The 19397-nt window shown below is 31.7% G+C and carries 4 protein-coding genes; 1 reads left to right on the top strand and 3 read right to left on the bottom strand.

Features of this window, described 5'->3' with window-relative positions; translation table 11 throughout:
- Together ACRC03_RS05145 and ACRC03_RS05140 are read right to left on the bottom strand one after the other, a co-directional pair.
- A partial coding sequence (locus ACRC03_RS05145) for a DUF7507 domain-containing protein (RefSeq protein WP_438651490.1) occupies positions 1-6614 on the bottom strand: 6614 nt, incomplete at its 3' end.
- Positions 6615-6726: 112 nt separating this feature from the next.
- The gene (locus ACRC03_RS05140) at positions 6727-14811 is read right to left on the bottom strand and encodes a DUF7507 domain-containing protein (protein ID WP_438651489.1); all 8085 of its coding nucleotides are present in this window, start codon (positions 14809-14811) and stop codon (positions 6727-6729) included.
- A gap of 214 nt (positions 14812-15025) precedes the next feature.
- Here ACRC03_RS05140 and ACRC03_RS05135 point away from each other — a divergent pair, with 214 nt between their 5' ends.
- A complete protein-coding gene (locus ACRC03_RS05135) occupies positions 15026-18439 on the top strand; it encodes a hypothetical protein (RefSeq protein ID WP_438651488.1) in 3414 nt (1137 codons plus the stop codon).
- A gap of 40 nt (positions 18440-18479) precedes the next feature.
- Here ACRC03_RS05135 and ACRC03_RS05130 read toward each other — a convergent pair whose 3' ends face one another.
- Positions 18480-19397, bottom strand: coding sequence for a DUF11 domain-containing protein (locus tag ACRC03_RS05130; protein ID WP_438651487.1), 918 nt, complete (start codon positions 19395-19397; stop codon positions 18480-18482).

Genomic DNA, 19397 nt, shown 5'->3' with positions numbered 1-19397 from the left:
GTTGATACTGTGTTAGATTGAGAAGATTTACCGTAATACTGTCCATTAGGATCTATCTTATATTGGAATGTTGCTACAGCATAGTTAAGGAGCATCGTATTTATAGGGGTAGCAATAACTGTTGCTGTAAATACTACTGTTACATAATTTAACGAATCTATATTTCCTAAGTTAAATCCTACAGTCGGGTTATAATCAGGTTGTGATGTTCCATTAACTTTTACTGAGCCTGCATTAAATGTTATATCAGATTGTAAGCTATCGGTGAATACTATATTTTCTACTGGTATATTACCATTGTTACTTACAACTACTGTATAAGTTATTACATCTCCAGCTGTTACATATGATTTATCTACACTCTTTACAAGACTTAGTAAACCTAGATTTATTTGAGTAGTTACTGTATTTGAATTAGTTTGAGCTGGTATATCAGGACTGTTTGGATCTATATTATATACAAAGGTCAAATTAGCTGTATTACTTACTAGTGATGGATTTGGTAGTAAGGTTACCTTTGCTTCAAATTTAACAACTACTGTATCACCAGCTATTATATTTCCTAAGGTAAAGCTAGTATAAGGATCATAAGTTGGATATGATACTCCATTAATTGATACCGTTCCATTTACAAAAGTTAAACCAGCTGGTATAACATCTCTGAAGTTAATATTTTTAGCAGTTACATTCCCTGTATTTACTACTGTTACAGTATAAGTCAATATATCATCTAAAGTTGCATAGGCTTTATTAACTTTCTTTGTAGGTGTTAGTGAGCCAACATTTATTACAGTAGCTACAGTATTAGTTCTTTCTTGTACTGTTATAGGTGAATTAGCTGGGTCTATATAATACTGAAAATTACCTGTTGCATAGTTGTATATAATGTAATTTGATGGTAAATGCTGTACCGTTACTTGGAATGTTACCGTAGATGTTCCATATCCAGATATCTCTGGTAGGCTAAATCCTACATTTGGATTATATGATGGTTGTGGTAATCCATTTACTTTTACACTTCCATGTACAAAAATTGCATCTAATTGAACTATATCTTGGAAGAATATATTAAAGCAATTTGCATTTCCTAAGTTATTTATAGTTATACTATAGTTTAAAATCTCTCCTATAGTTGCATAGGCTTTATCTACTGATTTTGTAGATGATAATATTCCTATCTTAATAAGTGTGGTTACTTTATTAGAAGTCGCCGTATAAGTTATAGGGGTATCAGTTGGTGTTAGCTTATATGTGAATGTTACATCAGCAGTATTTTCTACCTTACCATTCTGTGGTAATAGATCAACATGAATACTAAATGTTACTGTATGATATTGATGTGGTGTTAAGTCTGTTAAACTAAATCCACTTACAGGATTAAATGTTGGTTGTGGTATACCATCCACTACTACTGTTCCTGGTACAAAGGAAGTATCTATTGGCATTAAGTCTTGTAATGTTATGGCTGTAGTGTTTACCGAACCTGTATTTTTAACTAATACTGTATAAACTAAGTTATCTCCAACTGTTGCATATAGTTTATCTACACTTTTAGTAATACTTAACTCACCTACTGCAACATTAGTTTGAGTAATATTAGTGTTGATAGTACCGTATACAACTTCACTTCCTACAATATAGTCATAATCTATAGATGCATAGTTGTAGATTATATTATTAGATGGTCTACTTATTATTGTTACCTCAAAGTTTACTGTTATAGTTACTTCTGGTCCTATATCTGGTAAATTAAATCCTATATTAGGGTTATACCCTATTTGTTGAGTTCCATTTATATATACAGAATCAGTAACAAATAATATATTAGAATCTAATATATCTTTGAATAATACATGCTCTGCGGGAATATTCCCATCATTTTTGAAAGTGGTTGTAAAGTTTAATGTATCTCCTATTTTAGCTAAACTCTTATCTACAGCTTTATTAGCAGATATTATAGCATCATAAACATATACTGTAGTTATGTTAGATGTTGCTGCCTTAGTAGTTGGGCTTCCATTAGGATCTACATAATAAGAGTAATTTACACTACCTGTGTTCAATAACTTGTTGTTTATTGGTATTGAGTTAGCCGTTACAGTAAAGCTAACTATAGTTTCATAGCCCACTGATATATCATTTAAATCAAATCCTATATTCGGGTTATAGTTTGCTCTATTCACACCATTTATATATACCGAACCAGTATTAAATGAAGATTCTCCTTGAACTATATCTTTGAAGAATAGGTTCTTGAGAACTGTATTCCCAGTATTCACTAATATGAAGCTATAGGTTATTATATTAGTTAACCTAACTATAGTTCTATTAGTTACTTTAGTTACTTTCATATTACCTAGATTGATATAAGTTGTAACAGTATTACTAGTTACGCTAGCTAATATATATATTTGATTTGGGTCTATTTTATATTGAAAGTTAATAATAGATGCATTAGTTACATATCCCGATGGTGGCACACTATCTATACTTACCTCAAAGGTAACTGTTACCTGGGAGCTTGGAGTTATGGTTCCCACTGTAAATCCTACATTAGGGTTATAGTTAGCATAAGTTGTTCCATTTATTTTAACCGAGCCCGCTACAAATGTTGTGTGATGTGGTACGCTATCTGTAAATAAAGTATTTTCTATATTTACATTGCCATTATTAGCTATTACTGAAGTGTAAGTCAAAGTATCTCCAACTGTTCCATACATTTTATTTACACTCTTAGTATTAGTAAGTGACATCATTCTTATATACGTAGTAACTATGTTACTTATTATGCTGTCACTTACATAGGGTAAAGTTGGGCTTAGCTTATATTGAAAAGTACTACGTGCACTGTTATTTATTTGTGGTGGATTTGGTAAGGTTGTTACTATTACTTGGAACATTACAACAGCATCTCCACCTGGTAATACATTACTTATTGGAAATCCAAAGTTAGGATTATAGTCCGGGTAATTTACTCCATCTACCACTACCGAACCTGGTAAAAAGGTACCTCCACTTAGTATTGTATCTACAAAGTTGATATTTTCTAATGTTACTGTACCTGTATTAGTAGTCGTAACTGTATAAGTCAATATTTCTCCCATTGTTGCATACATTTTGTCTACTTGTTTAGTTAATGTTCCTGAATAAGTGTTAATTACTGTTGTTACAGTATTACTTGTTGCAGTTTTAGTTATTGGATTTTGATATGGGTCTATATAGTAACTATATACTGTTGTACTATGATTTTGAATAGTGTTCGGATCTGGTAAACTATTTACCGTTACTTGGAACTCAATAGTTGCAACTTGCCCTCTTTCTACTTGCCCTAAGGTAAATCCTATTTGTGGGTCATAAGAAGGTTTAATTACTCCATTTACTAATACAGAACCAGGAACAAATGAAACTTCTGCTCGGAGTATATCATTAAATAAAGTGTTGATTGCAGGTGCATTCCCTGTGTTTGTAGCTGTAAATGAATATGTTAGCTTTTCCCCTACTGCTGCAAAAGATTTATCCACTGACTTAACTAATACTATCTCTGCATATGGGTCATAGGTTTTTACTTCATTAGAATATACAGTTTTAGTTATATATGGGCTATTTGGACTTTGCTTGTAGCTAAGTGTTACTTCAGCAGTATTTGGTATAAAACTGGTTGGCGAATTTTCAATTATCTGTGTTTTAAATATTACAGTTACAGTATCTCCTGGATGTATATTACCTATTGGGAATTGGTCATTTGGATTATAGTGGGGATAATTTACACCATTGATATATACTGAACCTGGATATAAGTCTAGATATATACCAGTAAAATCGGCAAACTTCACCTCTGTAAAAATTACATTCCCTATATTTTGTATGGTTGTAGTATATACAAGTATATCACCTATTTGAGCATAAGCTTTGTTTACACTCTTAAGCACTGTATATTGGGCTTTATTTATTGAAGTCTGAACAGTATTACTATTTGTAGTATTTATTATTATGCTACCATCAGGGTCTGGCTTATATCCATATGTTAAGTTTCCTTGGTTATACATTATATTTGGTGTTGGTACCGTATTTACCTTCACTTGGAAAGACACTTCTATAACGTCATCAGGACATATAGTTCCAAGTGTAAATCCAATATTCGGATCATATGCTGGATAAGGTATGCCATTGATTGCTACTGAACCTGCTACAAATGAAGCATTTGATTGTATAGCATCTAATATTACAGTATTGATAGCATTGATATTACCACTGTTACTTACTTCCAATGTGTAGTATAATATGTCTTCTATTTCTGCATACAATTTATCTACACTCTTAACTACATTCATACATACATAGTTAGCCACTGTATCAACTATATTGGAGTCTTTTTCTGTATCAATAGTATCTCCTCCTGGCGATATCTGATATTTAAATGGAATTTGTGCTATATTTTCTATCAAATCTGCAGGATTTATACTATTTAATAGAACTTCATATTCTACATTAGTAATTTGTTGCGGATTGATTGGATATAGTAATATGAACCCATCAAATGGATTAAGGTTTGGCTCTGAAGTACCATTTATCTTAACACTACCATCAACAAATGAAGCTCCATGTACTACTGGCTCTAATACTTGAACATTACTTGCTGCTATGTTACCCATATTTGTAAGACTTAGTGTATAAGTTACTGTATCTCCTATATGTGGATAGTTATTATTATTACACCTTTCCCCTATTACATCTACATACTGTACCTGTATAGAAGTAGCATTACTGGAAGTGGTCTTTTCTCTCAAATAATTATATTCATTAAATATATATCCAAAAGTTACAAATGCTCTATTTATAACTCTTGTTGATGCTGGTAGTGAATTTAATACTGCTTGGAATATCACTTGGGTACTATCTCCAGCTGGTAAATCAGGTAATATAAATCCTGCCACCGGATCATAATCAGGATACAGTATTCCATCAATTACTACTGATTCTAGAACTACTGAAGAATTTGCATCTAACTTATCTTGGAAATAAAATTTTTTAGCTAGTTGTGTACCAATATTAGTAATATCTATTGTATAAGCTACAGTATCTCCCACTATCATAGTATTTTTTGAAACTGATTTAACTACAGATAGTTTACCTTCTTGCACTTCTACTTCTACAGTATTAGTTACACCTGTGTTAGTGATAGTGTCTATTCCTGAAACAAACTGGTAGCTATAGTTCACATTTTGATATACTATTTCACCTGGTGGTACTGAGTTGAATTTGAGTGAAATACACACATTGATAATTCCTCTAGGAGCTATGGTTCCGATATTGATGCCACTTATTATATTGGCTGTAGGATTTGGTATACCATTTATTTTAACCGAACCAGGTACAAATGATGTTGAAGGAGATAATGTCGCTGATATGATAACATTATTTGCAGCTACATCTCCATCATTTACTATCATAGTTCCATAAATTAGCTCTTGACCTACTTCAACATGTATACCTGGATCAGTATCATTATCACATGATCTTAGTATAAATGTCATGTTAGGTGCTTTAGCTAATACTTGTGCTCCTAAAGCTACTAGTTGAATTCCATCTCCTTCTTCTCTCTCAGTTATTTCTCCAACTAGTAATGTTTGATTAGTGACTAGTATATCTGATATATTTATATTGGTTATATCCCATTTGTTTCTTGCTCCTACTAATTGAGTAGGTACAAATCCATCATTATTATAATTTCCATTGGTTCCATTAATGTTTAATAGTCCATTACTAGTATTAAGTGGATCAGCTATATTTATAGCACCTGAGAAAAAACTATTCGCTGGGTTGTTTGGAGCTATTCCTGGATTAGGATTTGGACTATTTACAGCATTACCTATATTACTTAACTGTGCAAAAGATGGTCCTACCATTACTGTCTCTATACCATTTAAAGGTTCTCCATTGGCACAAGCCATAAATATTGAGCCTTTTAGATATGCTTGTTCTGAAGGTGTTGTAAATCCTGCAATAGATGATTGTAATGGTGTATCTGGAGTTGCTACCGATATTCCTGAGTTATATATAATATTTTGAGGTTTGAATGCGTTATTTCTATATACTACTACTAGTGACCATCCAGCTCTTGAGTTACTTAGTCCTGTTTCGGGTACACTTATGGGTATATTAGAAACTGTATAGCTTCCTGATAAAGTAGCTTTTACATACTCTGTTACATCTGTTGCTCTATATCTGTCTATGGTGCCGGAGGATGCAGTATAGCTAGCTGTATACTCCGGAGTTATTTGATAAGTCCCTTTTGATGTTGTAAATGTTATTGGATTATCTTGTATACTTCTAAGGTCTCTGGCACCTGATACATTGCTAAATACTGTTGAATACCATACAAGCTCAGCATAAAGTACGGTACTATATGCATAGAGTATTTCACTGTCTGGTAGTATATTTAGTACTGCAGTACTTCCTGCTTGAGTCCAATCTCTTGTAGTTGTACCATCTGATTTGATAAGCTCTGAAGTATTTACATCTGTAGCAGTCGCACTACCACAGACTACTAAACTGTTCCCCGTACCTACTAATATAGCCTTATCAACGGTGGAAAATCGCGGTGACATCGTCATCGTTTTGCCTCCTATTTATTCTAATTACTATTAATATTTAATAAAAGAGCGTTGATGTAAATACCAACGCTCTCTATACCACCTAGCTAATAATCTTTATCTTACACTAATATTAGCATAAATCAAGAACTTGAACCTTGTAAACAACTGTTATGATTTGACCTGGTGTCATAGTACCTAGGTTAAATCCAGCTGATGGGTTGTAATCTGGATAAGGTGATCCATTTACAGTTACTGATCCAGCTACAAACATTGAGTTGTTAGGAGTAGGGTCTAAGAATACTACGTTAGTAGCGTTGATGTTACCTACATTTACTATTGTAACTGTATAAGTTATTTGTTCTCCTATTGTAGCATATTGTTTATTCACTGCCTTAGTTACATTTAAGTTACCATAAGCTATATTAGTTGTCACAGTGTTAGAGTAAGTTGTTTCGCTATATGGTGGTTGTGTTGGGTCTACTACAAATTCAAAACTTACTACAGCTTGATTAGTTACTGCATTGGTTGGAGGAACTGATGTTACTGTAACTTTAAATTCAACTACAACAACGTTACCTATTCCAATATCACCTAAACTAAATCCAACTGTTGGGTTAAACGTAGGTTGACTTACAGTATTAACTTTTACAGAACCTGCTTTGAATGTTGCTCCAGTTGAAGGTACGTCTTGGAAGAATACATTCTGGTCTATAATATTTCCTACGTTAGTTAATGTTATTGTATAAGTTAAGTCATCATTTAGTGTAGCTATTGGTTTATCTACTGCTTTAACAGCAGTTATTTTACCTAATACTACATTAGTTGTTACAGTGTTACTATTTTGAGTCTTAGTTATCAGTGATCCACTTGGGTCTATCTTGTAACTATATTGAACTTGAGAAGTATTTGTTACATATGGTGGTGTTGGCAATGCATTTATCTTAGCGCTAAGTGCTACTACTACACTTTGACCTGGAGCTAAATTAGATAGTTCAAATCCAACTGTTGGGTCCAGTGCCGGATATACTACTCCACCTATACTTACACTTCCAGTAATATACGTTAACTCTGTTTCTAATATATCTAAGAAGAATAAGTTAGTTACATTTATATTACCTGTGTTAGTTATTGTTGAAGTATAAGTTACTGTATCATTTACTTTAGCATATAGTTTATCTACTGTCTTAGTATTTGATACACTACCTACATTTATTTGAGTAGTTACAGTATTAGATGTTGCTTCTATTGAATAACTTGCTCCTTGAGGGTCTATATAATATATACCATCAACTACAGCATAGTTTGTTACTTGTGGTGGATAAGGAAGTGTAGTTACAGTAGCTTGGAATTGAACTAAAGCAGTGTTTCCAGCTATTAAATCCGGTAAGTTAAATCCTACTATTGGATCATAAGTTGGGTAACTTACACCATTTATTAATACCGTTCCTGATTTAAATGTTGCACCATTTGATAAGAAGTCAGTGAATGTTACTTCAGATATAGCTGAATTACCTTCGTTCTTAACACTTACACTATAGTTTAAAATATCTTGTAATGTTACGTATGCCTTATCTACCAATTTCGTAGCAGTTAATTTAGCTATTCTTATCATAGTATTTACTGTATTAGATTGAGATGACTTACTATAATATGATCCATTTGGATCTATCTTATATTGGAATGTTCCTTCAGCATAGTTTAGAACTGAAGGACGTGTAGGTTGCTGAATTACGGTTACTGTAAATACAACTGTAACACTTTCTAATGTTTGTATTGTACCTAAGTTAAATCCTACTTCTGGATCATAATCTGAGCGTGTTGTTCCATTAACTTTTACAGATCCTGCATTAAATGTTGTATCAGCTTGTAAATCATCTGTGAATATTACATTGTCTGCATTTACGTTACCATTATTGGTTACAACTACTGTATAAGTTAATACATCTCCTGCTGTAGAATATACTTTATCTACACTCTTAGCAAGACTTAATGAGCCTAGATTTACTTGTGTAGTTACTGTGTTAGAGTTTGTTTGAGCTGGTGTATCAGAACCATTAGGATCTATACGATATGCAAAGGTTAAGTTGGCTGTATTGCTTACTAATGATGGATTTGGCATAGAAGTAACCTTAGCATCAAAACTTATAACAACCGCATCACCTGATATTATATTTCCTAATGTGAAGCTTGCATAAGGATTGTAGGATGGGTATGATACTCCATTTATAGTTACTGATTCATTTACAAATGTTAGTCCAGTTGGTATTACGTCTCTGAAGTTAACATTTTTAGCTGTTGTGTTACCACTATTAAATACATTTACTGTGTAAGTTAATACATCATCTATAGTAGCGTATGCTTTACTAACTGCCTTAGTAACACTTAATGAACCTACAACTATTACAGTTTGAACTGTGTTAGTTGCACCTTCTACAACTATTGGTGGATTAGCTGGATTTATATAATATTTATAGCTTTCTGTAGCATAGTTGTAGATAATATAATCTGTTGGTAATGTTTCAACTGTTACATCAAAACTTACTACATTTGTTGAGGAACCAGGCATATCATCTAAATAGAAACCTGCATTTGGATTATAGTCAGCATGTGGTATTCCATTTATTTTTACTGATCCTGTTACAAAGCTAGCATCTGATTGTACCGTATCTTGGAAGAATACATCTAGTGCAGTTTGATTCCCTGTATTATTAATTGTTACTGTATAGTTTAAAGTATTTCCTATAGTTGCATATGCTTTATCTACTGCTTTTGTAGCTGTTAAAGTTGATATATTTATAAGTGTTGTAACTTTATTAGAAGTAGCTGTATAAGTTACAGGTTCATCTGTTGGTGTTAACTTGTAAGTGAATGTTACGTCTGCAGTATTTTCTACCTTACCACTTTGAGGTAGAGAATCAACATGAATACTAAATGTTACTGTATGGCTTTGATTTGGTATTAAGTCACTAAAAGCAAATCCCGTATTAGGATTAAATGTTGGTTGTGGTGTACCATCTACCACCACTGTTCCTGCTACAAATGAAGTAGCTACTGGCATTAAATCTTGGAATGTTAAGTTAGTAGCATTTACTGAGCCAGTATTTTTGACTACTACTGTATAATTTATATTATCTCCAACTGTTGCGTATAGTTTATCTACTGATTTAGTAAGTGTTAATTCACCTACTGCGACATAAGTTTGAGTAGTGTTAGTGTTTATAGTAGCAATAATTACCTCTGTATCTACTGTATAATCATAGTCTATAGTCGCAAAGTTGTAGATTCTATTAGCTGGTTGTCTACTTACTACTGTAGCAGCAAATTTAACTGTAGTTGTTGTTTCTCCTGCAATGTCAGGTAAGTTGAATCCATTATTAGGATTATATCCTATTTGTTGTTCTCCATTTACATATATTGAGTCTGTTACAAATGATATATGAGAGTCTAGTATATCTTCGAAGAATACATGCTCTGCTAGAGTATTTCCTTGGTTATTTATAGTGATAGTAAAGTTTAATGTATCTCCTATTTTAGCTATTGTTTTATCTACAGATTTAGTAGCTGATACTATAGTATCGTATACGTATACTGTAGCTGTGTTAGATGTTGCTGTCTTAGTTATTGGGCTTTGATTAGGGTCAACATAGTATGAATAAGTTACGTCAGCTTTGTTTAGTAACTTGTTATCTGCTGGCAGAGTATTAGCTGTTACTTCAAAGCTTACTGTAGTTCGTTCTCCTACTGGTATATCATTTAAGCTGAATCCAGTATTAGGGTCGTAACTTGGTCTATTAACACCATTTACATATACTGTCCCAGTATTAAATGAAGATTCCTCTTGAACTATATCTTGGAAGAATAAGTTCTTAAGAACTGTATTACCTGTATTAGATATTACAAGACTATAAGTTATTACGTCAGTTAATCTAACTACACTTCTATCTGCATACTTAGTTACTGTCATGTTACCCATATTTATATAAGTTGTAACAGTATTACTTGTTACACTCGCATTTATATATGGTTGGTTTGGATTTATTTTATATTGATAATCCATCGTAGATGCATTAGTTACATATCCATTAGGTGGTACACTGTTTACTGTTACATCAAATGTAACTGTTACATTTGAACCTGGAGTTATAGTTCCTAATGTAAATCCAACATTAGGATTATAATCAGCATGAATTGTCTCATCTATCTTAACTGTTCCTGCTACAACTGTTGTATGACCTGGTACAACATCTTTAAAATTTGTATTTGATATCTCTACGTTACCATTGTTAGCGATTACTGAAGTATAAGTTAAAGTATCTCCTACTGTTGCATATATTTTGTTTACGCTCTTAGTATTCGTAACTGCTATAGTGCTTATATTTGTAGTTACTGTATTACTTGTTAAGTTACCATTTACATATGGTGATGTTGGGCTTAATTTATATTTAAAGCTAATATTTGCAGTATTGTCTACTTTTGGTGGTACTGGTAGACTACTTACTGTAGCTTTAAACATTACTACAACATTTCCACCTGGTAATGCATTATTTATTATAAATCCAGCATTTGGATTGTATGTTGGATAACTTACTCCATCTATTACTACTGAGCCTGCTACAAATGTAGCTCCACTTGGTATCACATCTATTAAGTTAACATTTTCTAGGGTTACTGTACCTGTATTAGTTGCAGTAATTGTATAATCTAATACATCTCCTACTGTTGCATATTTCTTGTTTACTGCTTTTGTTAATGTTGCTGAGTAAGAGTTAATTACTGTAGTTACAGTATTACTTGTTGATGTTTTACTTAATGGGTTTTGAGCTGGGTCTACATAATATGCATAAGAAGTTGTAGCATTATTTTTAATATTATTAGGTGTTGGTAAGCTATTTACTATTGCTTTAAATTCAATTGTTACTACTTGACCTGATTGAATAGTTCCTAGTGTAAATCCTGTTTGTGGATTATATGATGGTTTACTTACTCCATTTACTAATACAGATTCAGGAACAAAGTCAGCTTGTAATTGAAGTATATCCGTAAATAAAGTATTTATTGCAGCTGTGTTACCTGAGTTAGTAGCTGTAAATGAGTAAGTCAATGTATCTCCTACTGATGCATCAGCTTTGTCTACAATCTTGACTAAACTTATCACAGCAGATGGTACATAAGTTTTTACCTCATTCGAGTTTACTGTCTTGGTTATCACCGGACTATCAGGACTTTGCTTGTAGCTCATTGTAACCTCTGAAGTATTTGGTATATATCCAACCGGTGGAGTACCTACTATATCAGCACCAAATGCTATTGTCAATGTATCTCCTGGGTGCATAGTTTCAATTTGGAACTGAGTATTTGGATTATAGTTTGGATAGTTTACTCCATTTATAGTCACACTTCCAGTGTAGAACTTCAAATATATTCCTAAAAAGTCAGCAAACTTCATGTCATAAATATTTACAGTTCCTGTATTTTGTATAGTTGTAATATATACAAGTACATCTCCAAATTGAGCATAAGTTTTATCTACAGTCTTAGTTACTGTATATTGTGCTTTATTTATTACTGTTTGAACTATATTACTATTTACAGTATTTGTTATTGTACTACCATTAGGGTCTGGTTTATAACCATAAGTTAAACTACCTTGGTTATATATTATATTTTGATTTGGTAGAGTATCTACCTTAACTTGGAATGCTATTTCTATAGTATCATCAGGACATATAGTACCAAGTATAAATCCAACGTTAGGGTTATATGATGGATATAATACTCCATTAATAGCCACTGTTCCAGTTACAAAAGATGCATTGGATTGGATTGTATCGAGTATAGAAGTATTTATAGCATTAATATTACCACTATTACTTACTTCTAATTTGTAGTATAATATATCTCCTATTTCAGCATAATCTTTATCTACACTCTTAACTATATCCATACATACATAGTTAGCTACTGTATCAACTATATTAGAGTCTTTTTCTGTCTCTATAACTGCTCCACCTGGTGTTATTTGGTATTTAAATGGAACTTGAGCTATATTTTCTATTAAATTTGCAGGGTTTATACTATTTACTAAAACTTTATATTCTACATCAGTAGTTTGTTGTGGGTCAATTGGATTTGGTAAACTAAATCCAGTAAATGGATTTAGTGTCGGCTCAGAAGTACCATTTATCTTAGTACTCCCACTAACAAAAGTAGCTCCTGGTACTACTGGCTCTAATACTTGAACATCATTTGTTGCTACATTACCCATATTTGTAAGGCTTAGAGTATAAGTTACTGTTTCTCCCACATGTGGGTAGTTATTATTGTTGCATCTTTCACCGATTACATCAACATATTGAACTTGTATAGAAGTATTGTTACTTGCTGAAGTTTTTGCTTTTAAATATCCATATTGATTAAAAATATAACCATAACTTATATATGCTTTATTGTTTACTTTTGTAGATGCTGGCAATGAATTACACTTAGCTTGGAATAATATTTGAATACTATCTCCAACTACTAAATTAGGTAAAGTAAATCCTGAAACTGGATTCAGTTCTTCATATACTACTCCATCTATTAGTACACTGCCAACCACAAAGGAACAATTCACATCTATCTTGTCTTGGAAGAACAAATTCTGTGCAAGCTCTGTTCCAACGTTAGTAATATCTATAGTATAAGTTACGGTATCATTTACTATCATTGTCGTTTTAGAAGCTGCTTTTGTTATATCTAGTTTACCTTCTTGTACTATTAGTTCTATAGTATTAGTAGTACCACTATTAGTTAATGTGTCTACTCCTGATATAAATTGATAGCTATAATTAGTATTTTGATATAATAATCCACCTGTTGGGACAGAGTTTACTCTAACTGAAAATAATACTGTTGTTACAGCCCTAGCATTAATAGTTCCTAGATTTATTCCATTAGCTATATTGGCAGTAGGATTTGATACTCCGTTTATTGTAACTGAGGCAGGTACAAATGAAGATACTGAGTTGATTACAGCTGATAATATAACATTATTAGCCGCTTCATCTCCATCATTTTTTACTTTAATTGCATATACTAGATCTTCTCCAACTTCAACATTAAATTCATCATCACCATCTATATCATAGGATTCTAGTGTAACAATTATATTAGGAGCTTTAGCTAGTACTTGTGTTCCTATTGCTACTAATTGAACCCCATCACCTACTTCACCTTCTATTATTTGTCCTGCTAATAAAGTTTGATTAGGAACTAATGTGTGGGATATATCAACATTAGTTACATCCCATTTATTTCTTGCTCCTACTAATTGAGTAGGTACGAAACCATCATTATTATGAGTACCATTAGTACCATTAATATTTAATAATCCGTTACTAGAATTTAATGGATCTGCTATATTTATTGCACCTGAGAAAAAGCTATTACCTGGGTTGTTTGGAGCTGTTCCTGGGTTTGGATTTGGACTATTTACATAGTTACCTATATTACTTAATTGTGCAAAAGATGGTCCTGCCATTACAATTTCTGTGCCATTTAATGGTACCCCATTAGCACATACTAAAGATACGCTACCTTTTAAATATGCTGCTTCTGATGGTGTTGTAAATCCTGATATAGCTGATTGTAATGGTGAGTCTGGTGTTGCTACAGATATTCCCGAAGTATATAAAACTTTTTGAGGTTTAAATATATTATTTCTATATATTACTATTAATGACCATCCAGCTCTAGAGTTACTTAATCCTGTTTCTGGTACACTTATTGGTACATTAGATACTGTATAGCTTCCTGATAATGCATCTTTTATATAATCTGTTACTACAGTCGCTCTATATCTATCTATAGTTCCAGATTCTCCAGTATAACTATCTGTATATTGTGGAGTTATCTGATAACTTCCTTTTGATGTTGTAAATGTTATAGGGTTGTCTTGTACACTTCTTAAATCTAAAACGCCTGATACATTGCTAAATACAGTAGAATACCATACAAGTTCTGCATACAGTATTGTACTATTTTCTAATATATTTAGCATTGCAGTACTTCCGGATTGGTTCCATTCTCTTGTTGTTGTACTATCTGGTTTTATAAGGTCTGAAGTATTTGCTGATGCTGCAGTAGAACTACCACATACAACTAAGCTATTACCTGTAGCCACTAAAATAGCCTTATCAACGGTGGAAAATCGTGGCATTAGAGAGTTTGTTGGCAATTTATTTCCTCCTATTCAATTTTTTTGAAATAAGCTTTAAAGGTCCTTATTAAACCTTATTATATAATATTAATCACAATAATTTTTGTGCTTGATTAATTTTAATAGTGTTGCTACATTTTGTATTTTCTTCACGTAACATATATCTTAAAATTTGAATATAATACAATAATATTTTTAAAGGAGTGATACTATGCCTTCAAGTATACTCAGCATGAGTATAAGTAAAACTAATAACATACCTATTATTATTGGAAGTACATCCGCTTTTGAAATAAGTATAAAAAATTTAAGCTCCAATCAAAGACTATACAACTTAGGAATCACATTGAGACTTCCTGATGGTATGGCTCTTTCAACTTCTACAATGCCACAAACTTCTAGTGTTACTAATACCGATAACAGTACCACCTATTCATGGGTAAATCTAAAGGACCTTGCACCATTAGAAATTGATTTTAAATTTAGTATTACTGTAAAATGCAATACAAAATTTAAAAATGGGACTTATGTACCCTTTGGGTATAATTTTTCTGGAATAAGTGTTGCTTGTCAGATAGATACTATGCCAAGAGGAATATACGACATAGGCAATGAAGTAATTACAGAACAAATAGCCATGACTTATGTAAGCGTTCGGTTTAGTTGTACTGTAACTACTCCTTCAAAAGTATTAAAAGGTGCAGGTACTTTACCTTCACTTAATGATTATACTCAAATAGCTACTGCAACTTATAAGTTTTCTAACAACTATATATCAGCATCTTCGGTAAATATTTCGATATTATTGGATGATGGAATACGATATATAGGAAATATTACAACCTCAGGTACTAACGCTTCTCAGTTTACGAACCCAATTGTCAGTGCTGTTGTTATTAATGGTAAGCGCTATACTCAACTATATTATGGAAATATTAATCTTTCTATAAGTAGTAGTACTACACTAACCTTTAGTTATGCTGTGTGGAATCAATATAATAATAACCAAGGGGACTTTATTATCCATGGCACTAAGCTTAATATGTTAGTTAATATGAACTCTTCTGATCCACTTATAATATCTAGCTATGAAAGTAGTACAAGTTTCTCTGCTATGGATTTAATAATCACTACTACTACCAATAAGCCTATAGTAGATGTTCAAACTAATTTAACTTACACTTCTACCTATAAAGTAGGTCAATATTATAATATACAAGATATAGTAATACATTATTTCTTACCTGATGGTATCTTCTATATTTCTAGTACCTCTACTCCGATTTTAGTGGTTGATAGTCCTATTTTAAAAGGATACTACCTAACCTATAATTTTACTTTAGCTACTATGAACTCAAGTAGCAGTGTAACTATAAACGCTAAAGTAGATAGTTATTATAGGTATAAAACAGATAGCCAATCTAATTATTTACCTATAGTTGCAGCAGATACTTTCTTAGCTACTACTAATATACTAGGAACACTTATAGGCCCACTTACTCAAGTTTCTGATAATGCTAGTACATCTTCTAGTATCGGTATTGGTACCATAACAAAGCAATTTATCAATGGATACTATAAAGATGGAACACCTAAAACAATAAATACTCTAGCACCAGGAGATTTGGCTGAATTTACATTAACTTACAATGCATCTACTCTAAAAGCTATTCAAAAACAAATATATATTGATGATTTTTTTCCACTATCTACAGATCCTATTGATAATCTAGATTATAACTATACAGGGATTACTCCTATAATATCACCAGAACTGATTAGTCCTCATGGAGTAGATTTTTTTTATGGCGATTTAGCTGGATTATCTTTAGGTACTATTAACTTTAAATTACCAATAGCACTACTTGGTTTGCCATCTCAAAATGTTAATTTAATGAAATTAAAAGGAATTAACACTTATGAATATGCTTATAGCTCTCGTTCTCAAGTAAATGTTAATATAGGAACTCCAAACTTGACTTTAACTAAAACTGTAGCAGGTCCAAATAAAAGTGCTATTAAATCAAATGAGGTTTACACATATACCGTTACTATAAGTAACTCGAGTAACTTAGGAACTGAGACTGATGCATTTAATTTTACACTTAATGATACCTTAAACTCTACTTGGTCTACACTTGATGTAAGTAGTATTCAAGTTACTGGTACAGGAAGCTATAATACAGCTACACATCAAGGTGATAATATAGTAGTTTATATAAATAAATTAGCTCCAGGTCAATTCGTTACTTTAATTTATAAAATTACAATCAGTTCTATAATTTCACCTGCTGTTAGTTTCACTACTACTGCAACTACTACTAATCCATACTCACAAGTATATAATACTAGTTCTACCAACTTCCAGTATACAAATTTAAACAAAAGTACTTCTGTAACTTTAGCTTCATTAGGTATTACACTAACTAAAACTAATTTTGCTGATAATTTTAAAGTTGGTTCATCAATAACTTATACACTTACAGCTACTGTACCTCAAGGTACTACTGCTTATTCATTGTATGTTAGAGATAATTTACCAAGTGGAGGTCAAGTATACCTTGGTCCTTCCTATATAAATGGTGTTTTAATTACTCCTACAACTTCTTCAAGTACAATAACCTTCCCTAACGAAGGAACTGTAGATGCAAGATTAGCACCTCAAACTATAACTTATATTACTACTGCTAAGATAAGTAATGCTACTAAGACAGTAAACACTACTACTTCTACTCAAACTAATACAGTACAATGCTTATATCAAAAAGTTGCAGGTGGAGGTTATACAACGATTAGTAAGGCCTTAGTTGTAACTGTCAACCATCCTAATATGCTGATGAATCTAAGTGCTACTGATAAATCTACTAATACTGTATATACTTCGACAGCTAATATTAATGTAAATGCTATTATGCAATTTAAGTTGATATTCCAAAATAATAGCGCAATCAATTTAGTTAATGGAACAATTGAGATACCAATAAATAACAACTTCTTATTCTCTTCAATAGACACAATAGCGTTATGTAGTGCATCTTATGATAGTTTGTCTAAAAAGGTGGTTATAACTATACCTCAATTAACTCCATCTACTTTAGGTTATGTTACTTTTACAGTTATGACTCAGTCTACTCTAAGAGCAGGTACTTCTATTAATACTCAAGCCACTGCAGTTTCATATTACAATGATATATCTCCTACTAATGTATACGGTGGTGAAACTAGCAATATATTAGCTTGTATACTACCTCCTGGAGTGTCACTACTTCCAGATCCACTTCATAAAATTGATGATTCGACTGCATTTATGGTTACTCAACCTGGAAATACAGCTGTAATACTAGATTATTTTAAAAATACAGGCGGAGGATATGATGATTTTACGCTAACTATTCAAAAAGTAAGCATACCTTATTCACTATATATTGATGATGTTAAAATTACTGATGTTGCTGCTAATACTTTATATCAAGCTGACTTACCTCAAATGACAAATTTAGCTTCTAGTACAAGTAAAGTAATAAAAATCTTAGCAGTTATTCCTTCTACCCAATCCTTGGGGGTAAGATATGATTTTACTGTTACAACGACATCTAAAATCAGTCCTTATCCTTCAAAAACTGTATTAAATATTGACCCTTATTAAATAATAAAACCATCGATTATATCTACAAAATCGATGGTTTTTAATAATGCATTAATATACTTGTACTTATATAAATAGTTTCACAGTCTAGTAAATTACTGGATATATTTTCTATAAATATTTTTATACTATTTTTATTTACATAAGTTATTCCAACTGGAACTATCATATAATTAGCAAATCCAAAAACTTCTTTTATTGATGTTTTAGAACAGTTTTCAAATTTTCTATTTTTTGTTTTTCTATAATAACTAAATAATACTTCATATTCAACTCTACAAATAACTAATATAGAACATGATTTAATATTTTTAGTCAAGTATGATTCATTAATAGGCGTGTTTAATATTTTGACATCTAATACTTTTATCTCCACCTTTGTATTTAATATATTATTTATATTTTGATGTACTTTTATTTCATTATCTACTGATATTTGCTTAAATGTTCTATCCTCATAGAAGGTTGTAACATTATTACTTTCCATGCATATTCTTGCTGGACACTTTTCTACATTAAATATATAGTCATATTCAATAGTTGAATAATTTTTTATAATGTGAGAGAAGCAAGATGGAAGAGTAATTGTCTTAAATGTAATTTTTGCCTCACCTTCAGCTTTTAGATTCCCTATATAAAACCCACATTCTATATTTACACATCTTCTCTCAAAACCATCCACTGTTACTGAATTTTCTATAAATCTAGTCCCTTTAGGTATTTTATCTTGAAAGAAAATTTTTGTTATGAATAATTTACTTATATTTTTTATTACTATTGTGTAAGTTAATATATCAAAAGCACTAGTATATTTCTTATCAACATACTTATCTACTTTAAGCATGCATCTAATAATATCTGTTGATACAGTATTACTACAAACTGTTTTCATTATTATAGGTGAATATGATGATAATCTATATTGATAATTTATTCTGCACTCATTGTTAATTTTCAT

The sequence above is a fragment of the Romboutsia sp. genome (genome assembly GCF_051659545.1).
GTDB lineage: Bacteria > Bacillota > Clostridia > Peptostreptococcales > Peptostreptococcaceae > JBOFOR01.
This window is presented reverse-complemented; position numbering and strand designations above follow the sequence as displayed.

Bases quoted from the DNA above. Each gene is read 5' to 3' on its own strand.
- ACRC03_RS05135 (WP_438651488.1), top strand. From the start codon at position 15,026: ATGAGTATAAGTAAAACTAATAACATACCTATTATTATTGGAAGTACA.
- ACRC03_RS05130 (WP_438651487.1), bottom strand. From the start codon at position 19,397: ATGAAAATTAACAATGAGTGCAGAATAAATTATCAATATAGATTATCA.